This is a genomic window from Streptomyces sp. RLA123, assembly GCF_056270165.1.
In genome coordinates, this window is record NZ_JBWDOR010000003.1 from 177,409 (window position 1) to 198,968 (window position 21,560).

Sequence of the window (21,560 nt, forward strand, 5' to 3'; positions counted from 1 at the left end):
GTTCACGCCCCGCGCCTCACTCAACAGCCGCACGGATTTCCCGCTCGGTGGCGGTGTGAGAGAACCCGAGGAGTTCGTCCCCGGGGCGCAGCACCATGTCTGCCTCGGGCACGGTGGGCCGGCCGTGTCGGACGACCGTGGCGATCACGGTGCCCTCCGGCACGCGCACCCCGCCCAAGGGACGCCCGGCGGCCCGCGATGCCGTGCTGATCGCGGTTTCGTCGAGGTTGTCCCCCGCCTTGCTCAGGCGCAACAGCGCAACGGTGCCGGCGGCTCCCGTCGCCTCCTCGATCCATGAGACCAGCGGTGTGGCGGCGGGCACCGCCGCGTCGATCCCCCACGCGCTGCCGAACAACCACGTGTTGTCTCTCGTGGACGCGCGCTGTTGAGGGCGACGGCACGGGCCTCGACCAACCGGCAGTCGGCGGGTACCCCGTCGCCCGCGTCCAGGACCAGTACGTCACCGGGCCCCAGTTCTCGTCCAGGCACCACCTCGCGCTCGGCGTCCCGCAGCGCGGTACAGGTGTGCGGGACCATCGCCTGCGGGGACTCCGCTGTGCGCTCCGCCGAGCACTCCTGGGCGAAGCAGATCACCGCGTGGAGCAGCACCACCCCGACGATGGCCAGGGCGAGTTGGAGCGTCCCCCGGTCGTGGGGGTCTCTGCGGTCCGTATGCCAGGAACGTGACGACCGAGGCGATGAGCAGCACGATCGCGAACAGGTCGGTGGACTGGGGCCAGCAGCCGGCGCCACAGGCGCGGCCGCTACAAGTCAGCGCGCCCCTGAGGGCCCGGCGGGAACCGCCGGGCCCTCAGATTTCAACCCTGGTCAGGGACGATGGCCACGGGGCACGATGCGTGGTGCAACGCTGCATGATTCACCGGCCCCAACTGCAGTCCGACGGGACTGTGACGGCGCCGCGCGCCCACGACCAGCAGGCCGGCGCCCCCAGCCGCGTCCAGGAGCGCCGGGCGTGCGCGTCCCTCGGGCATCACGCGTGTGACGGGCACGTCCGGGAAACCGGCCGTCGGCCGCCTCAAAGCCCGGTCCAACCGTTCCACGGCCACGGCGTGATCCTTGTGGGTGGCCGAATCCTGCCATCCCTCCCAGTCGGGGCCGACCCCGTGGGGCGTCCTCCAGGCATGGACGGCCAGGACGCCCCAGCCGCGCAGTCGTGCTTCGACGAAGGCGAACACGCAGGCAGCATCCCCTGACCCGTCGACTGGATCGATGCCCAGGGCGATCCACGGCCTGTCACCTGGCTCGGCACCGTCGTCGCGAATCACGACGACCGGGCAGGTCGCCTTCGCCGCCACGGTCAGGCCGACCGAACCCAGCAGTTGAGAGGCGAATTCGCCGCGACCGCGGCTGCCGACCACAAGGGCGGCGGCCTGGTGACTCAGGTGCAACAGCGCTTCCTCGGCCTCCTCGGCCAGGACCTCGACCGAGACCTCGACCTCGGGCCGGCGCAGCAGCGCGCGCTCCTCGGCCGACGCCAGGATGTGCCCGGCCATGATCCGCTCGGTCGGACGGCCTGCCCCGGGGGACGGCGCGGCTCCCTCGTAGCGCTCCCACAGTGAGGCATACACGATGCGCAGTTCTGAACCGTGAAGAGCCGCTTCATCGACGGCCCAGTCCACGGCGCTGAGCGCGGCATCGGAGCCGTCGGTGCCCACGATCAGGGGAAGCGACATGATCACTACCGCCTTTCTCCGGCTTTTTGCCCTCATGTCAGTTTCGTGATCGGCGGTTCCCCGAAGGCAGGGGCTGCCCGGCCCCGCCCGGGGTCCGGTCGGCCGGAGTGCGGGACCCACTGGCCCATGCGTCGCCCCAGCGGGACGAGGGACAGTGAAAGTGATGACGAGGGACGGAGACCGACGATGTGGCATCGAAACGTCAGTGACCTGATGACAACGCCAGTGGTGAGCGCGCGGCCGGACACGCCCTTCAAGGAGGTCGCGAAACTCCTCGCGGAACACGATGTCACGGCGCTCCCGGTCGTGGACCACGGCAATCGTCCCGTGGGGGTCGTCTCCGAGGCGGATCTGCTGCGCAAGGCGGCCGGGCAACCTGATCCAGCCGACATCATGCCGGCGCCGTACGCCTCGCCCGCGGACCGTGCCAAGGCGGAAGCCATCACCGCCGGCGAACTCATGACGAGCCCGGCCGTCACAGCCCGGCCCGAGTGGACGGTGGTGGAAGCCGCTCGCACGATGGAGCAGCACCGTGTGAAGCGTCTGCCCGTGGTCGACGAAGTCGGCTGCTTGGTCGGGGTGCTGAGCAGGTCAGACCTGCTGAGGGTGTTCCTCCGGCAGGACCGTGCGATCCGCGACGAGATCACCTCCGAGGTGCTCGGCCATGCCTTGCGACTGTCGCCCCTGGCGGTCACGGTGCATGTGGTCGACGGCCGGGTGGCCCTGGAGGGGACGATCGAGCGACGGAGCCTGATCCCCGTCCTGGTCGCGCTGTGCAACGGAGTCGACGGGGTCGTCGACGTCCGTGAGCACCTGCGCTACCACGAGGACGACTCCAGCCGTCCCACGACGTCGCACCGCCAGCCTGCCTGACTCACGGCTTCCCTCCGGTCGCGGCGCCACTCGGCCCTGGCGACCGTTGAGCACAGAGAGGCACGATCATGACCGGCAACACCACTTCCCACGCCCGCGGTGACATCGGCCGGCGTGTCGCCAGGCGCCGCGAGGAGCTGGGGCTGTCGCGCGACGAGGTCGCCGTCAACGCCGGCCTCTCGGCCGGCTATCTGCGTTTCCTCGAGGAGGAGGCCACGGCGGCTCCCGCGATGGGAACCCTGCGCAGCCTTGCAGCGGCGTTGAGCACCACGGTCGTCGCGCTCAACGGAGGCGAGGCAGACCTTCCCCCCGGACTGGGACAGGCCTCCGCGCATCCGCGCTTCCTGGAACTCGAACCCGACGAGTGCCGGGCGCTGCTGGGCACTCACGGCGTGGGCCGTGTCGTGACGCTCGCCGACGACGGTGTGGCGGTGCTGCCGGTCAACTACAGCATCGTGGGACAGGCCATCGTGTTCCGAACGGCGGCCGGGTCCGCACCCGCCGCCGTAGCGGGCACTGATGTCACATTCGAGGTGGACAGCGTCGACGAGGCCCTGAGTCAGGGCTGGAGCGTCCTGGCCCGCGGCCGCGCCCGGGCCGTGGCGGGCAAGCAGGCGACGGAACTGGAACGGCTGGCCTACACCGGCCCCTGGCCCGGCAGGGACGACCGCGACTTGTGGATCCGAATCGACGTGAACGACCTCACCGGGCGCCGCATCGAAGTCCCGTGACAACGGGGCCTGGTGCCTGGCGAGCCGGGCAGTGCCGTGCGGCCCGCGGACGGGGCCGGCCGGCCCCTCCTCGGGAGCGGTCGGAGCGGCGAAGGCTGGAGACCGGCACAGGAAACCGCCCGTATCGGCCGTAGTGCCACGAGAGACACTCGGAGGCAGCCATGACCACCAGCCGCACGACCGGTCTGTTCGACGCGTTGCCGCCGACCGCCCACGGCCGCCTGACCGACCTGTCCCGCGAGGTCGATTTCCCCGAGCGGACCCGCATCTTCGAGGAGCGACAGCGAGCGGACCGCTTCTGGGTCATCCGGACCGGCTCCGTCTCCCTCGATCTGCATGTACCCGGCAGGCGTGCCGCAGTCGTCGCAACCCCTGGACCGGGCGATCTGCTCGGCTGCTCGTGGCTCTTCCCCCCCGTACACCTGGCACTTGGGAGCTCAGACTCAGAGCCCCGTCCGCGCACTGGAGTTTGACGCGACGATCGTGAGGGCACTGTGCGAAGCCGACGCCGAATTCGGCCGTGACGTCTCGCGGCGCGTCGCGGAGATCGTCGCGCACCGCCTGCAGGGCGCCCGCACACGGCTCCTCGACCTCTACGCCCCCTACGGGAGTGGCCAACGCGGCTGACCGACGGGGCGCGTGCCCGCGACAGAAGGAGGACCCCGTGCACGGGAGCCCGCACATCGTGAGCGACGTCATGACACAGACGGTGGTGGCCGTCGCCCGTGGTGCTTCGTTCAAGGAGATCGTCGAGACGATGGCGAAGTGGAAGGTGAGCGCCGTCCCGGTGCTGGAAGGTGACGGCCGGGTGATCGGTGTGGTCTCGGAGGCCGACCTGCTGTCCAAGGAGGAGTACCGCGACAGCGATCCGACCCGTGCCGAGCAGATGCGCCATCTCGCCGAGATCGCCAAGGCCGGAGCGGTGACCGCCGAGGAGCTGATGAGCGCTCCAGCCGTGTGCGTGCACACCGACACCACGCTCGCCCAGGCCGCACGGGCCATGGCACAGCGCCGGGTCAAGCGCCTGCCGGTGACCGACAGCGAGGGGATCCTGTGCGGCGTGGTCAGCCGGGGCGACCTGCTGAAGGTCTTCCTGCGGCCCGACGACGACATCGCAGAGGAGGTGCGCCGTGAAGTGGTGGCCTATTTGTTTCCCGGAGAACCGTCGCCGGTGCGCGCGGACGTGAAAGAAGGCGTCGTCCGCTTCAGCGGTACGCCAGGCGACACGGCACTTGTGCCCGTCGCCGCCCGTCTGGCCCGCGCCGTGGAGGGCGTCGTGGACGTCGAGTGGGATTGAGGGTTCCCGGCCAAGGGACCCCAGCCGCGCTCGGGGGGTAGCTGTACGAGGTCGACGACGATTCCGACGTTCCGGCCCGGCCCCACTGCTCCGCCGGTCCGGTCGCGGACGGTCCAGGAAAGCGAGGGCACCGGGAGATGGGTGACAAGAAGCGGCAGGGCCGACTGCCCCTGGGCGTCTACGATCGGGAACTGTTGCGCTTGCAGATCGAGTTGGTCACGTTGCAGGAGTGGGTGCGGGTCAAGGGCCACCGGCTCGTCGTCGTCTTCGAAGGCCGTGACGCGGCGGGCAAGGGCAGCACGATCAAGCGGGTCACGGCCCATCTCAATCCGCGCATCGCGCGCATCGCCGCTCTCCCCGCGCCGACCGAACGTGAAAGCACGCAGTGGTACTTTCAGCGGTTCGTCGACCACCTGCCGGCGGCCGGGGAGATCGTGCTGTTCGACCGCAGCTGGTACAACCGTGCCGGCGTCGAGCACGTCATGGGCTTCTGCACACCCCAGGAGCACGCGCGCTTCCTCCACCAGTGCCCGATCTTCGAGCGGCTGCTGATCGAGGACGGCATCCTGCTCCGCAAGTACTGGTTCTCCGTCAGCGACGCCGTCCAGGAACAGCGCTTCAGAGCCAGGCTGGACGACCCGACCCGCCGCTGGAAGCTGTCGGGTATGGATCTGGAGTCCATCACTCGCTGGGAGGCGTACTCACGTGCCAAGGACGAGATGTTCGTGCACACCGACATCCCCGAGGCGCCCTGGTACGTCGTCGAGAGCGACGACAAACGCGCGGCCCGCATCAACATGATCGCGCACCTCCTGTCCAGCATCCCCTACGAGGAGGTTCCGCTTTCCTCTATCGAACTGCCACGGCGGCCGCCTTCGACGGGCTACCAGCGGCCGCCGCGCGACTTGCAGACGTTTGTGCCGGACCACTCGGCCGGCCTGCGCGAGTAAGTGCATGGGAGACGCGGTGATCTACCGCAGAGGCCGCAAGACGGCACACCCTTCCCTCGCCGGCACCGATCCGCTTGGCTCGCCGATGGTGACGGCTCCCGAGTCTGCCGCCGAACGAACCGCTCGGGGCCCACCACGACGATGTGCGGCATCACTGCGGCGGCTCGCCGGTCGACGATGTGGCCATGATCGCCGTCCGACGGGGTCCGACCGCGCCACCCGCCGTCCTTGGCGTCGACCGGCTCGTCGGCGGTATCCGCCGGCTGCCGTCGATCATTGGTCCCGCGCGTGCCGACGTCGGCTCGCCACCGCGGGCCCCGGCGCGGACGGCTGCTCCTGTCCCCTGACGATCACGATCGGGCACGGTGAATGCTGGGTGCAGTGCTGTCCCACCGACCCCAGCAGTGCCTCGGCGAACCCACCATGACCGCGGTTCCCGAGCACCAGCAACGACGCGCCTTCGGCCGCCGCGAGCAGCACACCGGCCGGCGTGCCGTATTCCACACGGCTGCGGACGTCCACCACCGGCTGCGCCCCGGTCACCGTGGCAATGGTGTCATCGAGGACCTGCGCCGCCGCGCCATCGAGATGCAGATCCTGACCCGCGGAAGGCATCCAGCCGAACGAGCCGTAGAACTGTGGATACTCCCAAGCGATCACGGCGTCGATCACTCCGTCCACCAGCGACGCCTGCCGTACCGCCCAGGCGAGCGCCTCCTTCGAGGACGGCGAACCGTCGACACCGACGACGATCCGTGGCCTGTTGTCCTGCCGCGAGTTCACCATGCCTCCTGTCGGCGACGCCCCCATCGGCACGCCCGCGCGGCCGTGGGTGGCGTGGGGTCGTCTAATCGTTCCTCTTCCCGTCGGTGTGCGGTACGACGACGACCGGTGATCGCGCGTGGTGGAGCGCGCCCTGGCTGACCGAGCCCATCAGCATGCCGGCGAAACCGCCGAGTCCACGTGTGCCGACGACCAGTCCCCTGCAGTGGGCCGAGGCGTCGGTGAGCGCCTGGACGGGGTGACCGCGTACGACCTCCTGGTGGAGGTCCACCTCCGGATGGTCGGCCGCCGCCTCTGTCACCGCTTGGGCCAGTGCCTGCCGTGCCTCTTCCTCCGCCGCGGCCCTGTTCAGGCCGCCGAGCAGCGCGGCGTGCCAGACGTACACGGCATGCAGGCCCACACCGTGCAGGGATGCCTCGTCGAAGGCGAAGTCCACGGCTGCCGCCGAATGGGCGCTGCCGTCCACACCGACGACCCAATGCGTCTGCGCCTGCCCCGTGGCATCCGACTCCGGTACGACTGCCACGGGACACCGGGCCTGGGCGACCACCGGAAGCGTGACCGACGCGGAGTGGAACAGATCCTGGGCGGTGGCCGGATGCCGGGAGCCGAGCACCACCAGGGCGGCGTCCTGGGCCTGCTCGCGCACGACCCAGACGGGATCGCCTTCGCCGAGCAGTGCGGAGACCTTCACGTCCGGTTGCCGGGACTCGGCGAACACCACAGCCTCGGCCAGCAGCTGCTCCCCCGCCGTGTGCAGGACCTCGTTCCACTGCTCCCAGGAGGGCAGGACCTCGTTCGTCCGGTATCCGCCAGTGGGAACTCCCTGGGCGTGCAGCAGGAGCAGGGGAAGTCGTCGCCGCGCGGCCTCGTCGGCCGCCCAGGCGAGCGCGGACCGGCGCGCTGGTTCCGGGGCGACACCGACCACGATGGGCCGGTTGCCTGGTGAGTCCGTCATCGTTGCCTCCCATGTGCACTGGTTCCATGGGACCCTCGCCGCGTCACCTCGGCCACGGGAACGGCATTCGCACGCCGCGTTCCGGGCCTCATGGTCCCGGAACAGCCGCCTGATCCAGGCGACCACGCCGCGACGGGAGTCGGACGGGCGCTCTCCCACAATTCCATTGGTCGCGCGGGATCTCCAGCCGACTCCCCCAGCACCGTGCCCGGTGGCACCGGCCACTCGGGCCGTGTCGTCCCGCCATGTCTCGATCACGGCCCAGCCGATGCCGGCGGCATCATGGCTGTCCCGGCGCCGGGACCGGAACGACGGCCACCGGGCAGTGGGCACCGCGCAGCAAGGCGCGCGTGACGGGACCCAGCCGCATGCGGGGGCCGCCCGCACGGCGCTGCGCGGCCACGACCACCACGTCCGCAGTATGTGTGGCCTCCAGCGGGACGTGAGTCGCTGCACCGTGGAGCGTTTGTACGTCAGTCGCGACTTCCGGATGCGCCTTGCCCAGCTGAGCCACTGTCCGGTCACCTCCGTGTGCCCCGTGCCGGCGTCCTGCGAGGGACTGCCCGCAGGCCTGCAGCGACGGACGCTCGGCCTGGAGGTCCCGGCGTGCAGCACTGTCAGTGGGACGTGACGACGATCGGCGTCGGCGAAGGCGAACGCCGCCGCCTCTGTGTCGGCGTGGCTCTCCAGCGCCAGAAGGACTCGGTCGTATTCGGAGGGCTGTTCCGGTTCCTCACCGCGCACGACGAGCAGTGGGCAGGCCGTGTGCGCGGCCATGCGCGGGCTTACCGAGCCCAGGAGTGTCCCCGTGACAGTGCCGTGCCCCCGGGTCCCGACCACAGCCAGACCCGCATCGCGGCCGCGGCGTTCAAGCACGCCACCGGCGTGCCGGTCGACCAACGAGGTGGTCAGTCGCAGGCCGGGGCGAAGCTCGGCGGCACGTGCGGCGGCAGACGCCACCAGCAGCGCCTGCGCGACGTGGTAGGGCCGGACCCCGTGCGCTGTCGCCTTGTGGTGCCCGCCCCAGGGCTGCCCGTGCAGGATCTCCAGCCGCACATCGCGGCGGTCGGCCTCTGCTACGGCAGCGTCCAGCGCACGTCCGGAGGCCGGCGAGCCCTCGACCCCCACGACCACGTGTCCGAACAATTCCGGGTTGGACGGCGGCTCCCACCACGTGGAGCCCAGGTCCATGTCGGCGTCCATCTGGCCTCATCCCCTCCGGCACGGCACCGGGCCGCTCGCGACACTCAGCGTGGGGGGTGCGCGACCACTGGGGGGTGGGGCCGGACGGCCCGATGTCAGGGCCGATGCGCCCCGATGCGGGGTTCGCACGGGAGGTACAGAACGCACCGGTGCGAGGTTCGGCCCGCGGGTTTCCGTACCCGGATGAACGGGTGTGGGGGTTCCCTCATCCGACCGGTGGGGTGTGCAGGGATGCGGCCGGCTTCGTCCGAGCCTGTCGGCTGGGATTTTCACTGCGCACACCAGTCCTCCTGTTGTCGGGGGCTGCGGGGCGGCAAGCGGTCAGCCAGACCCTGCGGCTGCCCAAGGGCACGCTGGGTGAAGTTGCGGCCACAGGCCGGAAAATGCGCCATCCGGCCTCAGGGCGGGCTGTCGACGAACCGTCGGCCGACAGGACCGCGACCGCCGCCGGTGACATCCTCGACGGTAGGAGGTGCAAAGCCGTGAGCGAGAACCCCACACCCTCCCACCGACCTGCCGGCGCGCCCAAACCTCAGCCGGGCGACGTGGCTCGCCGTGTGACGCAGCGTTGCGCGATGCTCGGAATCAGCCGTGAGGAGGTGGCGCGTCGGGCAGGCATGTCGCCCCATTATCTGGAACTTCTCCAAGAAGCAGGCAGCGATTTCGACCCTGCCGGCCTCCTGCGGATTGCCGCCGCCTTGCGCACTACGCCCGACGAACTGCTCGAGGGCACCGCCGCCGAACCTCCCGGACAGGGCTCCGCCGCACCCCATCCGGTTCTTCAGAAACTCAGCCCTGAGGAGTGCCGGGATCGGCTCGGCACGCACGGAGTCGGCCGCGTCGCGATGGCCACTGCGGAGGGCCCGGTGGTCCTACCGGTCAATTACACCGTGCTTGCCGGCACCATCGTCTACCGCACGGATCCTGACGCCGTGACGGCTGCTGCGCCGGGAACCGAGGTCGCCTTCGAGGTCGATCACATCGACGAGGCCGCGAGCTCGGGATGGAGCATCCTGACCGTCGGCACGATCGAGCACGTCGACGAACCTGGCGTCGTACGCCAACTGTCCGAACAGGCCGCGACGGGCCCATGGGCCGGCGGGAAACGTGACCTGTGGGTCCGCATCAATCCCACACAAGTGACTGGGCGAGTGATTCGGACCTCCTGACAGGCTCGACGCGTCGCCTCGGCGGTCGGGCATTGCCCCCTCTGTCGGGGGCGGGTGCCGGACGTCGGGCGGCTTTCCTCGACGAGTCAAACGTCGATCCACAGCACCCATACGTCGCGCCCAGGCAGCCAGTGACGATGACGCCGGCGCGCTCACGGACGGCAGCCTGGGGCCACAAGAGCGGGCTACTCGACGACGCACCCGACGTCCCACCCTCGAAACGACGTCGAGAACCGAGTAGACTTGAAGAATTCTTCAATTTCCTATCTTCCGGAGTGTGCACGTGGTGCGGGAGCGTGGGCTCGGCGTGGGCGGCGGCTTCGCAGAGGCACTGCGGCAACGGGTGTGCGAGGCGCGCGCCGCCGCCGAGGCGGCGGTGGAGGTCGAGGACCCCTATGCGGTGGCGGTGGCGCAGGACGACCTTGATGACGCACTACGGACAGCCCGCAACCACGGCGTCGATGCTGGCCGGGATCCCCACTCGGGGCGTCCGCAGGACGGGCCCCCCGGGAGCTGAGCCATGCGGGCGTTTCAGGACGACATGCGGCGTCAGGGGCGCTGACGTGGACCCTGTCCGCGACTGGGGCGAGTTCGGCGACCGGGCGGATAGCCCTGCGCCTCGGGTCACCGCACCATGGAGCCAAAATTGAAAAGTTCTTCAATTCACGTCCCCGGGAGGGCCAGAGTGGTAGCGGTGCAGGTTCCTCTCTACCAGGCCAAAGCAGAGTTCTTCCGAATGCTCGGGCACCCGGTGCGTATCCGTGTCCTGGAGCTGCTGCAGGACGGCCCGAAGCCCGTACGTGATCTGCTGGCCGCCATAGAGATCGAGCCGTCGAATCTCTCCCAGCAACTGGCGGTGCTGCGCCGCTCCGGCATCGTCACGGCCACCCGCAACGGAACCACGGTGGTGTATGCGCTGGCGGGAGGAGATGTGGCGGAGCTGCTGCGGGCCGCGCGACGGATCTTGTCGGAGTTGCTCGTCGGACAGCAGGACCTCCTTGCCGAGCTGCAGCAGACCGGTGCCGGACCCGCCGAGGCGCGGGTACCGGGACATATCACGTGAACGACGAGGCCGAAGTCCCGGCCCCCGCGCCCGCGAGCAACGGCGCGGACAGCGAAAAATACAAGCACAAGGCGGTACTCCTGCGGGTCCTGGTCTACGTCTTCGTCACACACATCATCGCCGGCTTCATCATCCTCCTCTTCTCTTTGGGGCAGCACGCCCCAAAGAGACCATCGAGGTTGATCAACACACAGTCCGGACGATCACACCCAGCACGACTGGCCGGTTGAAGATTCACGGCGTAACGGCACGGCCAAGTCCCGAATGACGGCCCGGTGACCGGCCTCAACGCCGTGGAACGGCTCCATGCAGTGGGGCGCCGAGTGGCACTGTGCGGTGGGCGGCTCACGCTCCACGTCGCCGGAAACGCGCCGGTGGCACCGGAGATCCACCCCGATCTGGACGCCGCCGTGCGCGACCTGGCAAAGCCCGCCAGCGCTACGCCGCCGGACGGGTCCCGGCGGCAGGGGTAGCTGGTTTCCCGCACAAGAATTGGCTCCCCGAGACCTGCTTCGACACCACTTCCTGCTCCGCTCATGCGGTCGAGCCGCTCCGGCTCGCTGTTCTCTTCCGACCGGCTGACGACACCACAGGCGAGTTGATGACGATCACCGGCTACGAAGATCTTGTAAGACCCGTTCTTTTGGCCCTGTCTCACATTCGGTGGTGACGGAGAGTTGTGAGGCTCGTTGACCTTCATGTGATGGATGTCAACGAGCTTGTGCAGTTGGTGTTTTCGGGTCTGTCTCCGCTGGTCATGGACGATGTGGCCGACGAGGGTGAGCGGATCGTGGTGCGGGCCCGGACGCCGCTGGACACCGCGGTCTGCCAGGTGTGCGGGGCCTCGTCGGGACGGGTGCACGGCTATCACTGGCGGACGGTCGCCGACGTTCCGGTCGACGGGCGACGGGTGGTGGTCCGTGTGCGGGTGCGGCGTCTGGTGTGTCCCACGCGAGGCTGCCGCCACACCTTCCGCGAACAGGTGCCCGGGGTGCTGGAGCGATACCAGCGACGCACCGCCCGGCTGACCGCGCAGGTCAAGGCCGTGGTCAAAGAGTTAGCGGGCCGGGCGGGATCACGCCTGCTGGCGATACTCGCGGTGGGCCTGTCCCGTCACACGGCCCTGCGCACCCTGCTGCGCATCCCGTTGCCCACCGGGCGGACGCCTCGTGTGATCGGCATCGACGATTTCGCCCTGCGCCGGCGGCACCGCTACGCCACCGTGGTGATCGACGCCGAGACCCATGAGCGGATCGACGTACTCCCGGACCGCACGGCCGACACGCTGGAAGCGTGGCTGCGCGAACATCCGGGCATCGAGGTCGTCTGCCGCGACGGCTCAGCCACCTACGCCGAGGCCATCCGCCGCGCACTGCCCGACGCGGTCCAAGTCGCCGACAGGTGGCATCTGTGGCACAACCTGTGCGAAGCCGCCCTCAGCGAGGTCAAGGCGCACAGCACCTGCTGGGCCACCGTACTGGACGCACCCATCTACGACGGGCCCCGCGCCCGCACCACCCTGGAACGCTGGCACCAGGTCCATGACCTGCTCAATCAGGGCGTTGGCCTGCTCGAATGCGCCCGCCGACTGCAACTGGCCCTGAACACCATCAAACGCTACGCACGAGCCGACCGGCCCGAGCGGATGCTCCGCGTCCCCAAATACCGCGCAAGCCTCGTCGACCCCTACCGCGAGCACCTGCGCAAACGCCGGGCCGAGGACCCCGCCGCCCCCGTCAAGCACCTCTTCGAAGAGATCAAGGCCCTCGGCTACACCGGCTGCCTCAACCTCCTGCACAAGTACATCAACCAAGGCCGCGCGGACGCCGACCGCAGCCACATCTCCCCGCGCCGGCTCGCCCGGATGCTCCTGACCAGGCCCGACAACCTCAAGACCGAACATCAGGACCTCCTGACACGCCTCACCGCAGCCTGCCCCGAAATGACCCAACTGGCCGCCCGTATTGCGGACTTCGCCCAGCTCCTGACACCCCGCGAAGGAAACGCCGACGGGCTCTCTCGCTGGATCGTGCAGGTCCGCACGACCGATCTGCCCCATCTGCACTCCTTCGCCCGAGGCCTGGACCGGGACCGGGACGCCGTGATTGCCGCGCTCACGCTTCCGTACAGCAACGGCCCCACCGAGGGCGTCAACACCAAAACCAAGCGGATCGCGCGCCAGATGCACGGACGAGCAGGCTTCACCCTACTTCGCCACCGCATCCTCCTCGGGTAGCAGCACACTCCGTCACCACCGAATGTGAGACAGGGCCGTTCTTTTTGCAGTCCCCCCACTGGGCAAGCCGTGAACCTGCCATTCGCGAGGCGACATACCGTAAGCCGGGCGCGAGGTGCGCGTCACCACTTCGTGCCAGCACTCCGCCCGATCGGAGGCGGACAGCTGCGACGTGGAAAGGGTGGACGTGGAAAGAGTGATGGACAACGAGGCTTCCCCTAGGACATCTTGATCGACCAGCGGTGGGAGCCGCGGTACGGGCCCTACCGATGTCACCACTCCGCCGCTGTACCGTCCAGGAAGAATCGGAGGAAGAATTGCGGCGCCGAACCTCCTGTTGCAACGGCTGTGAGTGTCGGATGAACGTGAAGCCGATGAGCGCAGAGCGCCACACCTGACTGACTGTGAGGTTCCCAACCGCAGCCTGCTCGGAGATGCCGAATACATCGCGTCGGTCGTACGCCAGGTACCCGGACCGGTCGTCCTGGTCGGTCATTCCTACGGGGGTGCCGTCATCACCGTGGCCGGCGCGGAGGACAATGTCCAAGCACTGGTGTACCTGGCGGGCTACGCCCTGGAAGAAGGGGAAAGCCCAGGTGAGCTGCAGGGCCGGTTCCCCGACTCTGATCTCGCCTCCGTGCTCGTGTACACGCCCTTCCCGGTCGCAGGCTCCAGCGAGCCCGGTACCGACGTCTCTGTCCGGCCCGACGCCTTCCCGGACGTCTTCGCGGCCGACGTCGACCGCGACCTCGCAACCGTCCTCGCTGTGTCCCAACGCCCGCTGGCAGCAATGGCGTTCGCGGAGAAGGCTCCGGTCTCGGCATGGCGGACGAAGCCTTCCTGGGGGTTGGTGTGTTCTTCCGACCGCACCATCAACCCCGACGTGGAGCGCTATGGCTACCGCCGGGCCGAGATGACCATTGCCGAGGTCGATTCCTCCCACCTGGTCATGCTCGCCCATCCCAAGCGTGTCGCGGAGTTCATCCACGAGGCCGTCGCAGCCGGCATCCGCTGACCACCTACCCGGCCGGTTGCAGGTTCCACCGGCGCCTGCAACCGGCCGAGCACCGTGCCCGACGAACGCGAATCGCCGGTCTTCGTCACCGCCCAACCGGGAACGGGCCGCCCACGAAGGCGCATGTGAAGGGGCTCGCCCATGCCGAAAACACCCACGTACCCGTGCTGGCTCAGGCCCTTGGGCTTGGGCTGCGGGACTGGCGGCACTTCGCCGCCCCCAGCGCCCAGGAGCCCACCGGCGTAGGGCGTGGCCTGTCGGAGCAGACCGCGTCCGCAAGCTCCGATGGCCCCCGAACCGGACTTCCCACGTCGGCGCACCCAGTCCGACGGGCGAGGGGGATCCCGGCAACGACAACGGGCCCCCGCCGGGGGCCTTTCCCGTGCCCTCGCCTCCGCCCCGTGGACAGCCCGGACGGCGCCGCACCGGCAGAGCAGGCGGCGAGACGACGGGATCGGTACGCACGCTGCCGGCCATCTCCTCCGAGGTGGCCGGGGCGTCTCCTACGCGGACGCGCAACTCTGCACATTGCAGGGTGTGGACTGCGATCGACAGGCGGCTGTTGGTGCTCGCCTTCTCCCCGGACCCCGGATTCCCGCGTGCGGCCGCGACTCTATGCCGACGGCTTCAACACCTTCGCCGCGCCCCAGAGCGAGCCGGGATTGACACGGCGCGGGTGGCGGGGCACCCCGCAAGGTGCCCCGCATGACAAGCTATGCTTCCCAATGCCCGAGTCCCGGAGGTCACCATGACTGCAGCGTCTGCATCGCAAGAAGGTTCCGAGTCGGCTAACGCCGAGAACCCTGCCCTGGCGCCTGACGAAAACGGCCAGTATGACCTGAAGGCCAAGTTTCGGGAGGCCCTGGCCCGTAAACGCGGCATGCAGGCGGAGGCCACGGCCCTCGCTGCGAACACCGACGCGTCGAGGGTGCGCGGCGCGCACGGCCCGGCTGCCAGCCAGCGGTCGTTCCGACGCAAGAGCGGCGGCTGAGAGGTCGTTTCGGTGGCGTTACGCGGCCTTCAGCCACTGAGCCTTTTCAGCGTTGCTTCTCCAGGGTGAGGATGGCTTTGGCTGCTGACGACAGGCGGTTGGGGCTGCAGCGGGCGTGACGGAAAATGCGCCAGCGTTTGAGGGTGGCCATACCGCGTTCGACGGGATAACGGAGCCGGGCGTGCGCCCGGTTCAGCGATCTTTGCCGGGTGGTGAGCTCCTTGCGGGGCGGGCGTCTGGTCTGCGTGGCGAAGGTGCCGCCGGCGCCGAGGTAGGCCAGATCCGCCAGGGCGGGGATGCCGAGGCGGACGCAGGTGGCAACGATGCGGTGGGTGCGGGCCGCGGTCAGGTCGTGGGTGCGGCCGGGCAGCGCTCGGGAGATCCACACGATCTCGCCTTGTGGGTCGGTGATGACCTGCAGGTTCACGCCGTGGCGGCGGTGCTTGCCGGAGTAGTCGGCGCGTTGGTCGCCGACCCGGTCGCACTCGGCGAGGGTCCCGTCCACCAGCACGTACTCCGCGTCCGCCTCGCGCAGGGCACTGGTCAGGCCTGGTGCGCGATGGGCCAGGAGATCGATGACCGCGTGCACGTAGGCGTGGGCGGTGCCGACGCTGATCCGGAAGCCGGCCGCGATCTGCGCGAGGGTGTCGTGCTTGCGCAGGTAGACCAGCGCGACCAGGGCCCGCTGCGAGGGCCGGAGCTTGCAACGGCGGTCACCCTCCTGGGTGACGATCAGCATCGTCACCCACTCAACCAGCGCGTGAGGCAGGTCCAGTGCGGCAGGACACGTAACCAACGGGGCTCCCCGGCAGAAGAGTTGAGACGTCAGACATCTCGCCCAACCGTCGAGGAGCCTCGTCCGTTTCGCACCGGTCTCCAACCAGTGGGCCGTCACCCGATCGGTGGCCCCGCTGAAAAGGCTCACTGGATGGTCACCATCGCGCCCACCACCTAGAAGACTCATGAAGATCTTGGGTTTTGGCCCCGTCGCGTGAGTGGTGGGGTCAGACTCGTTTTCGTGGTGATGGGGGAATGGGCCGGGGAGACGGTCGGGCTGGATGTGTGGGAGACCTGCCGGGAGTTGATCCCGGCGGGAAGTGTGTTTGCGTTTCTGGCTGAGCATCGCGGAGCGTTGTTCCCGGCGGAGATGTTCGCGGACATGTATCCGTCGGCGAACGGGCGGCCGTCCATGCCGCCGCAGATTCTGGCCGCGGCGATCACGGTGCAGGCCCTGCACGGGCTGTCGGACTTCGAGACGGTCCAGGAACTGCGGTGTGACCTGCGGTGGAAGGCCGCCTGCGGGCTCGGTCTGCACGATATGGCCTTCGATCCGTCGCTACTGGCCTACTTCCGCCGCCGTCTGGCACGCTCGGCCCGGCCGAACCGGGTCTTCGAGGCCGTGCGCGAGGTGGTGAAGGCCACCGGGGTCCTCAAAGGCAAGCGCCGGCGGGCACTGGATTCCACCGTGCTGGACGACGCCGTGGCCACCCAGGACACCGTCACCCAGATCATCGCCGCTATCCGCGCGGTGATCCGCGAGGTTCCCGGCGCCGACAAGGTCGCGACGGTGCAGTGCACCGTGCACGACTACACCGACCCGGGCAAACCAAGGATCGCCTGGAACGATCAACAGCCACGCGCTGATCTCGTGGACGCCCTGGTCGGTGACGCGCTGCGGCTGCTGGGGCATCTGCCCGAGCAGGAACTGGGCGAGAAAGCCGCCAACGCCGTCGGCATCCTGGCCCTGGTCGCCGGGCAGGACGTCGAACCCGCCCAGGACTCCGACGGCCGCGACGGACGCTGGCGCATCACCCAAGGCACCGCACCAGGCCGGCTGGTCTCCACCGTCGATCCGCAATCCCGGCACGTGCACAAGACCCGCACCCACCAGCAGGACGGCTACAAAGCTCACCTGGCCGTCGAGCCCGAGACCGGCTTTATACACCGCCGTCACCCTCACGCCCGGCGCCGGCCCCGAGCACCACGAAGCCGCCGTCGGTCTGCACCTGCTCGCGGAAGAAGACGGGCCGGTGGACGCCTTCGGCGACACCGCCTACTCCACCGGCCAGGCCCGCCAGGCCCTCGAAGCAGCAGGTCACCGGCTGTTCCTCAAGCCCGCCCCACTACGACCCGCGGTCCCCGGCGGCTTCACCCTCGACGACTTCGCCATCGACACCACCGCCGCCACGGTGACCTGCCCCGCCGGACACACCGTCCCCCTGTCCGACCCCGGCGGACGACGCCAGCAGCGCACAGCCGCCTTCAAGTCGCGACCCCAGCCCAGGCCAACAACAACAAACTCACCCGGGCCTCGAACTCGACCGCGCCGCCGTGAACGCCGGCCTCACCATGCCCCACCACAACGGCCGCACCGAAGGTGTCAACACCCACACCAAGAAGATCATGCGCCAGATGCACGGTCGAGCAGGATGCGACCTCCTTCGCCACCGCATCCTGCTCCAATGACGAACACCCACCGCTACCGCCGACTACGGAACAGAGCCGTTCTTTGTACAGTCCCGTGCTGGACAGCATGCAGTCGTCAGGACGGCCCTGACCCAATGTGGGTCAGGGCCGCCCGTCCCGGTCGGGATGGTGCCGTCACTCGGAGGCGCCGGCCGCCGCTGCGACCGCGGCGCGTACCTCCTGCGCAAACCCCTTCACGGTGTAACCCACGGGCAGGCTGTCGATCAAAACGATGTCCGAGATCGCGTTGCGCACCCGCAGCGGCAGGATCGCCTGGTACTCCGGGGAGCGGTACCAGGCCTCCGCGGCGGCGCGGTCGGGGAACTCCATCAGCACGGCCAGACCCGGCCACGCACCCTCGATCACGTCGGCTGCTCCGTTGGCCAGCCACTTCCCGCCGAACGGCTTGACAGTGGCCTCGACCTGCTCCAGGTACGCCAGTCCCTGCTCGTTCGGGACGTCGCCAGGGATACGGAGATGGTTGATCAGGTACGTACTCATCGGAGATTCCTCTCAGGCGGCTAAGCGCGGTGGGCGCGCAGCGCAGTTAGATGTCTTATGTGATCTAACCCCGCAGAGGCGATTCACGCAAGTTGAATGTCATCCATGATCTAAGAGGTCCCCGCCGGAGCGATCATCGACACTGCTCGCAGTGCGAGAGGACGGCGAGCGGCCGTGGCCAAGGACGCGACGCCGCCCACATCGCAACCGCTCGCGCATCACCAGGCCGCGGTCGGCAACGTCACTGGGACCGGCCTCGAACACCTCCCGCTGAGGTTCCCCCTGCCGGCCGGACAGCGTGATATGGGGACGGATGGTCCCAGAGGAAGCGGTCACAGGTAGTGAGTGCCAAGAGCAAACCGGTCGGCGGCCGTCGTCGACTTCGGCGGGCGGAGGTCACTCCAAGGCCAGGTTCCACCGCTTGCCGCTCATGCCCCTCGCCGGCTCGGAGCGCGGATTGCCGTACGGCTTGGCCGCGTGAGTCGCCCACGCCGCCACATGCGCGCGCGTTTTCAGGCCCAGGGTCACGCGAATGTTCTGCACGTGCGTTTCGACTGTCCGCACCGACACGAAGAGCCGTGCCGCTATCTGTCTGTTGGTCAGCCCCTGGGACAAGAGAGCGGAAATTTCCCACTGCCGTTGACTCAGTGGCCCGTGGGACCGTGATTCCACGCCTTGGGTCTCCTGTCTGCCCAGCGCGTAGTCCACCCTCTGCCTGGCTCCCAGGGCCTGCCCGTACGTGAGGGCCTGATCGGCTTTTGCCGGAGAGACTGCCGCGAACGCGTTCGACTGCGCCGTCTCCACCCGCGCCTGCCACCGGGAACCCATCCCGTGCAACGGGGGCTCTTCCGACGCTTGCGTGGCGGCCAGCAACCTGAGTGCGTGTTCGTATTTGCCCGCGTGTACAGACGTCACCGCGAGGCCTTCGATCGCCCTCCCGGCCCAGAAGAGGTTGTCCTCGGCGTCATGAAGCAGCTCGACGAAGCGTGATTCCGCTCGTTCGAAATCACCGGCGGCCAGAGCGAGTGCCCCGGCCGAGACCAGCAGCGCCCGGAGTGGGCCTGCCTGGGATTCGGCTCGCGCGACACGCAATGCCTCGGCCACCAGATCCGAGATCCCGTCCGTGCATCCGATGGTGGACACACACCGGGCAAGCGCGTACAGCACGACTCCGATGGACGCCGGATCACAAAACCGAAGACTGGATTCAAGGGATTTATCAAGTCTCCATGCCGCCGCCGCGTTCTCAGGCGTCTGACGGACCAGATCGAGAACGAGCTCAGCGCGCCATCGCGCAACAGGATGGCGCGTCGCACCAGCCGTCCCTGCTTCTTCGACGAGAGTTGCGGCATGTTGATACTCGCCTCGCCATACAGCAAGCAGCGCCTCAAGTGCGAGTGCGTTCGGCCGGTATGTCGACGCGCCGTCAACACGCCTCAAAGCCGCACTAAGTCGTCTGCATTTTTCCGGAGGGAATCCCTTCATCATGTCCAGCACGTCCAGCGCGGCAGCGAGTGGGATCCGGCGTTCATCACCACCCGCGCTCAGCGCCTCCAGAGCGTAGGACAGAGTCTCGCGCTCCCGCTCCATCACGCCCAGGCACTCAGGTGTCAGGAGTCCCGTTTCCGGGACCGGGGCGATGCCTTCCACAAGCCAGTCGACGATTCCGTCGCGAGCCTGTGTCTCATGACCGTCGGCGATAAGTTTGCCGTGCGCGTACTGGCGAACCGATTCAAGAATCCGGAAACGGGCGAACCCGCTCCGCTCCTTTCCGTAGGAGCCGATGAGCGACTTGGCTTCCAGCGCAGCGATGAGGTTCGGCACCTCAGGGGCCGGCACCGCCCCGCGTGCTGCGGCAGTCGCCGCGTCTGTTCCAAACCCGTCCGGCAGCAATGAGAGAGCCTGAAACAGCAGCTGCTCATCCGGGGTGAGCAACTCGTAACTCCAGTCGAATGCCGCACGGAGGCTCTGATGCCGTGGATCCGCCAGCCGCCACCCACCCGTCAGGAAGTCCAGCCGATCGCCGAGCCGTCGGTGGATCTCGGCCACCGGAAAGGCGCGGACGAGCTGCGCCGCCAACTCGATGGCGAGCGGGATTCCATCGAGTCGCGCGCAGATGGCGCCGACGTCCGCGGAATTCGCTTCGTCGAGCTGGAACTCAGGGCTCACCGCCCTCGCGCGCTCGGCGAACAGGCGCACCGCAGGGAACCGTATGAACTCGGCCGCGGATTCACGTACACCTGCCTCGGGGAAGGGCAGTCCGCTCATCGGGCTGACGGTCTCGCCCGGAAAGAACAGGGGTTCGCGGCTCGTTGCCAGGACGCGCAGAGCCGGGTAACGGGTATACAGAGTCGACAGAATTTCGTTGCACTCCACCAGCAGGTGTTCACAGGTGTCCAGGATCAGAAGCCGATTGGAGTCTCGCTGTGCCGGCCGGCCACCCTGCGCGCCCGAACCCTCGAATCCGGCTGTAAGCCGCTGGAGCAGATCGCGCCCGTCGGTCACCTGCGACAACTCGGCCAGGACGACTGCCGCCTGCCCGCGGCGCTGCTCCTGCATGGCCATGTGGAGTGCCAGGCGAGTCTTCCCGACTCCAGCCGGGCCGGTGAGTGTGACCAGGCGGGCGCTCTGGAGCCGTCGCTCCAACTCCACCTGCTCATCCGCCCTACCGATAAGTGGAGTCAGCTGAGCGTGCACGGCGATCGCCGACGACGCACCGAGCCCCTCCCTGTTCTTGGTGCGCTGTCGATAGGCGCGCTGACGGCAGGCGTTGGAGCAGTATCGGGGTGCCGATTTTTTGGCCTGGGACTGGACAGGGATGCCGCATCCCCCACATTCGACGGGGTGAGGCGTGATCATGTGCATACGGGTTCCCCAACACGAAGAATCACACTCGAGCCGCACTACGCTGTGATCGGCAGATAGTTCGTCAGACCGCTTGCTCGGCCGGAGGAATCATGGACGCGGCCGCACGTGCATGATCGAGCCACCAGATTTCAGACCGTCTCGCTTCGCATACATCCCGCGTCACATCATGTGTAGACAGATCGAGTACACGTCGGGGCCCGGCCCACAAGGTGTACTCCTCAGATGAATGCGCATTGAAGATCCCGATACACCCGTGATCGGCAGAATTTATCGTGGCCAACACTTTCCTCCGGCACGTAAATCTGCCACTGATGAGTGAGTGCCGTCCACAGCTTGGCCCCTCAGCATCCTGCCAGTCAGCAGAGGGGCATGGCGAAACGGGCGGCGTCGTTTCCAGCGGATTCCCGGAACCTCGGACGGCGTGGACGGCGTGGACGGCGTGGACGGCGTGCACGGCGTGACCAGCCAGGGCGAACATCAGCGCCTGGGCCGGGTGACGACCGAGAAGCGCGAGCCGTCGCACGTCAAGCCGGCCCACAGCGGCGGTCAGGCCTCATCGCCCTGCCACTCCGGGAGCGCCGTCGGCGCCAGGGTACTGCCGCGGCAAGCGACGGCAACCCGGCTCCTGGTTCTCGTGATTGTCTCATCACCGGTGGGGCGCCTGGCGGCTCTGGGCATCGGTTACATCGCCATGCCCGCTGCCAGGCACTGACTCTGATCCTCCGGCACAGGGTCCGTCGGTGACTGTGCCCCGTATGATCC

Annotated in this window: 21 protein-coding genes and 4 pseudogenes; 15 read left to right on the plus strand and 10 right to left on the minus strand. The window is 68.5% G+C overall.

What is annotated here, in order from left to right; translation table 11 throughout:
• Nucleotides 1–16: 16 nt before the first annotated feature.
• The 3 genes from RV983_RS01060 to RV983_RS01070 form a co-directional block, all read right to left on the minus strand.
• Entirely contained in the window at nt 17–355 is a 339-nt protein-coding gene (locus RV983_RS01060; RefSeq protein WP_475983849.1) for a TrkA C-terminal domain-containing protein, read from the minus strand.
• Nucleotides 244–537, minus strand: a complete 294-nt coding sequence (locus tag RV983_RS01065) for a P-type ATPase actuator domain-containing protein (protein WP_475983850.1) — start codon at nt 535–537, stop codon at nt 244–246. Before RV983_RS01065 ends, RV983_RS01060 begins: the two co-directional genes overlap by 112 nt.
• A 281-nt stretch (nt 538–818) precedes the next feature.
• Complete coding sequence (locus RV983_RS01070; protein WP_475983851.1) at nt 819–1,694, minus strand: universal stress protein; 876 nt, start codon at nt 1,692–1,694, stop codon at nt 819–821.
• Between the two features lie 186 nt (nt 1,695–1,880).
• Here RV983_RS01070 and RV983_RS01075 point away from each other — a divergent pair, with 186 nt between their 5' ends.
• The 5 genes and pseudogenes from RV983_RS01075 to ppk2 all read left to right on the plus strand — a co-directional run bounded on the left by RV983_RS01075 (nt 1,881) and on the right by ppk2 (nt 5,545).
• Nucleotides 1,881–2,567: a CBS domain-containing protein gene (locus RV983_RS01075; protein WP_475983852.1), complete on the plus strand. Its 687-nt coding sequence runs from the start codon at nt 1,881–1,883 to the stop codon at nt 2,565–2,567.
• 68 nt (nt 2,568–2,635) lie between these two features.
• Complete coding sequence (locus RV983_RS01080) at nt 2,636–3,298, plus strand: helix-turn-helix domain-containing protein (RefSeq protein ID WP_475983853.1); 663 nt, start codon at nt 2,636–2,638, stop codon at nt 3,296–3,298.
• Between the two features lie 161 nt (nt 3,299–3,459).
• A pseudogene (locus tag RV983_RS01085) lies at nt 3,460–3,925 on the plus strand (Crp/Fnr family transcriptional regulator).
• Nucleotides 3,926–3,962: 37 nt separating this feature from the next.
• On the plus strand, nt 3,963–4,595 hold the full coding sequence (locus tag RV983_RS01090) for a CBS domain-containing protein (protein WP_475983854.1): 633 nt from the start codon (nt 3,963–3,965) through the stop codon (nt 4,593–4,595).
• A 137-nt stretch (nt 4,596–4,732) separates the two neighbouring features.
• Complete coding sequence (gene ppk2 / locus RV983_RS01095) at nt 4,733–5,545, plus strand: polyphosphate kinase 2 (protein WP_475983855.1); 813 nt, start codon at nt 4,733–4,735, stop codon at nt 5,543–5,545.
• A 273-nt stretch (nt 5,546–5,818) separates the two neighbouring features.
• Here ppk2 and RV983_RS01100 read toward each other — a convergent pair whose 3' ends face one another.
• The 4 genes and pseudogenes from RV983_RS01100 to RV983_RS01115 all read right to left on the minus strand — a co-directional run.
• Nucleotides 5,819–6,331, minus strand: a complete 513-nt coding sequence (locus RV983_RS01100) for a universal stress protein (protein WP_475983856.1) — start codon at nt 6,329–6,331, stop codon at nt 5,819–5,821.
• Nucleotides 6,332–6,392: 61 nt separating this feature from the next.
• Nucleotides 6,393–7,286 (minus strand): universal stress protein, encoded by an 894-nt coding sequence (locus RV983_RS01105; protein WP_475990185.1) that lies wholly within the window; start codon nt 7,284–7,286, stop codon nt 6,393–6,395.
• 280 nt (nt 7,287–7,566) lie between these two features.
• Nucleotides 7,567–7,998, minus strand: coding sequence for a universal stress protein (locus RV983_RS01110; RefSeq protein WP_475990186.1), 432 nt, complete (start codon nt 7,996–7,998; stop codon nt 7,567–7,569).
• A gap of 38 nt (nt 7,999–8,036) precedes the next feature.
• Nucleotides 8,037–8,489, minus strand: a pseudogene (locus RV983_RS01115) (universal stress protein); the annotation flags it as partial.
• Nucleotides 8,490–8,971: 482 nt separating this feature from the next.
• Here RV983_RS01115 and RV983_RS01120 point away from each other — a divergent pair.
• The 7 genes from RV983_RS01120 (at nt 8,972) to RV983_RS01150 (ending at nt 14,963) form a co-directional block, all read left to right on the plus strand.
• Nucleotides 8,972–9,658 (plus strand): helix-turn-helix domain-containing protein, encoded by a 687-nt coding sequence (locus RV983_RS01120; RefSeq protein ID WP_475983857.1) that lies wholly within the window; start codon nt 8,972–8,974, stop codon nt 9,656–9,658.
• Nucleotides 9,659–9,941: 283 nt separating this feature from the next.
• Nucleotides 9,942–10,175: a hypothetical protein gene (locus RV983_RS01125; protein ID WP_475983858.1), complete on the plus strand. Its 234-nt coding sequence runs from the start codon at nt 9,942–9,944 to the stop codon at nt 10,173–10,175.
• 177 nt (nt 10,176–10,352) lie between these two features.
• The gene (locus RV983_RS01130; protein WP_475983859.1) at nt 10,353–10,721 is read left to right on the plus strand and encodes an ArsR/SmtB family transcription factor; all 369 of its coding nucleotides are present in this window, start codon (nt 10,353–10,355) and stop codon (nt 10,719–10,721) included.
• A complete protein-coding gene (locus tag RV983_RS01135; protein ID WP_475983860.1) occupies nt 10,718–10,951 on the plus strand; it encodes a DUF6126 family protein in 234 nt (77 codons plus the stop codon). The genes RV983_RS01130 and RV983_RS01135 overlap by 4 nt, the downstream gene beginning before the upstream one ends.
• 473 nt (nt 10,952–11,424) lie before the next feature.
• Nucleotides 11,425–12,957, plus strand: a complete 1,533-nt coding sequence (locus RV983_RS01140; RefSeq protein WP_475983861.1) for an ISL3 family transposase — start codon at nt 11,425–11,427, stop codon at nt 12,955–12,957.
• Nucleotides 12,958–13,309: 352 nt separating this feature from the next.
• Nucleotides 13,310–13,972 (plus strand): alpha/beta hydrolase, encoded by a 663-nt coding sequence (locus RV983_RS01145; protein ID WP_475983862.1) that lies wholly within the window; start codon nt 13,310–13,312, stop codon nt 13,970–13,972.
• Nucleotides 13,973–14,720: 748 nt separating this feature from the next.
• A complete protein-coding gene (locus RV983_RS01150; RefSeq protein WP_475983863.1) occupies nt 14,721–14,963 on the plus strand; it encodes a DUF5302 domain-containing protein in 243 nt (80 codons plus the stop codon).
• A 46-nt stretch (nt 14,964–15,009) separates the two neighbouring features.
• Here RV983_RS01150 and RV983_RS01155 read toward each other — a convergent pair whose 3' ends face one another.
• On the minus strand, nt 15,010–15,759 hold the full coding sequence (locus RV983_RS01155) for a transposase family protein (RefSeq protein WP_475983864.1): 750 nt from the start codon (nt 15,757–15,759) through the stop codon (nt 15,010–15,012).
• A gap of 225 nt (nt 15,760–15,984) precedes the next feature.
• On the opposite strand from RV983_RS01155, the pseudogene RV983_RS01160 reads away from it, so the two are divergent.
• A pseudogene (locus RV983_RS01160) lies at nt 15,985–17,176 on the plus strand (transposase); the annotation flags it as partial.
• Between the two features lie 94 nt (nt 17,177–17,270).
• Nucleotides 17,271–17,429, plus strand: a pseudogene (locus RV983_RS01165) (ISL3 family transposase); the annotation flags it as partial.
• 135 nt (nt 17,430–17,564) lie between these two features.
• On the opposite strand, the gene RV983_RS01170 reads toward RV983_RS01165, so the two are convergent.
• Complete coding sequence (locus tag RV983_RS01170) at nt 17,565–17,930, minus strand: DUF1330 domain-containing protein (protein ID WP_475983865.1); 366 nt, start codon at nt 17,928–17,930, stop codon at nt 17,565–17,567.
• A 396-nt stretch (nt 17,931–18,326) separates the two neighbouring features.
• Nucleotides 18,327–20,795 (minus strand): ATP-binding protein, encoded by a 2,469-nt coding sequence (locus RV983_RS01175; protein WP_475983866.1) that lies wholly within the window; start codon nt 20,793–20,795, stop codon nt 18,327–18,329.
• A 424-nt stretch (nt 20,796–21,219) separates the two neighbouring features.
• Between RV983_RS01175 and RV983_RS01180 the strand changes: the two genes are divergently transcribed.
• On the plus strand, nt 21,220–21,510 hold the full coding sequence (locus RV983_RS01180) for a hypothetical protein (RefSeq protein ID WP_475983867.1): 291 nt from the start codon (nt 21,220–21,222) through the stop codon (nt 21,508–21,510).
• Nucleotides 21,511–21,560: the final 50 nt, after the last annotated feature.

What these genes read in the sequence shown, in the direction of transcription:
- RV983_RS01065 (WP_475983850.1), bottom strand. Translation starts at nt 537, where the DNA reads ATGGTCCCGCACACCTGTACCGCGCTGCGGGACGCCGAGCGCGAGGTG.
- RV983_RS01070 (WP_475983851.1), bottom strand. Translation starts at nt 1,694, where the DNA reads ATGTCGCTTCCCCTGATCGTGGGCACCGACGGCTCCGATGCCGCGCTC.
- RV983_RS01075 (WP_475983852.1), top strand. Translation starts at nt 1,881, where the DNA reads ATGTGGCATCGAAACGTCAGTGACCTGATGACAACGCCAGTGGTGAGC.
- RV983_RS01080 (WP_475983853.1), top strand. Translation starts at nt 2,636, where the DNA reads ATGACCGGCAACACCACTTCCCACGCCCGCGGTGACATCGGCCGGCGT.
- ppk2 (WP_475983855.1), top strand. Translation starts at nt 4,733, where the DNA reads ATGGGTGACAAGAAGCGGCAGGGCCGACTGCCCCTGGGCGTCTACGAT.
- RV983_RS01100 (WP_475983856.1), bottom strand. Translation starts at nt 6,331, where the DNA reads ATGGTGAACTCGCGGCAGGACAACAGGCCACGGATCGTCGTCGGTGTC.
- RV983_RS01105 (WP_475990185.1), bottom strand. Translation starts at nt 7,286, where the DNA reads ATGACGGACTCACCAGGCAACCGGCCCATCGTGGTCGGTGTCGCCCCG.
- RV983_RS01140 (WP_475983861.1), top strand. Translation starts at nt 11,425, where the DNA reads ATGGATGTCAACGAGCTTGTGCAGTTGGTGTTTTCGGGTCTGTCTCCG.
- RV983_RS01150 (WP_475983863.1), top strand. Translation starts at nt 14,721, where the DNA reads ATGACTGCAGCGTCTGCATCGCAAGAAGGTTCCGAGTCGGCTAACGCC.
- RV983_RS01170 (WP_475983865.1), bottom strand. Translation starts at nt 17,930, where the DNA reads ATGAGTACGTACCTGATCAACCATCTCCGTATCCCTGGCGACGTCCCG.
- RV983_RS01175 (WP_475983866.1), bottom strand. Translation starts at nt 20,795, where the DNA reads ATGCACATGATCACGCCTCACCCCGTCGAATGTGGGGGATGCGGCATC.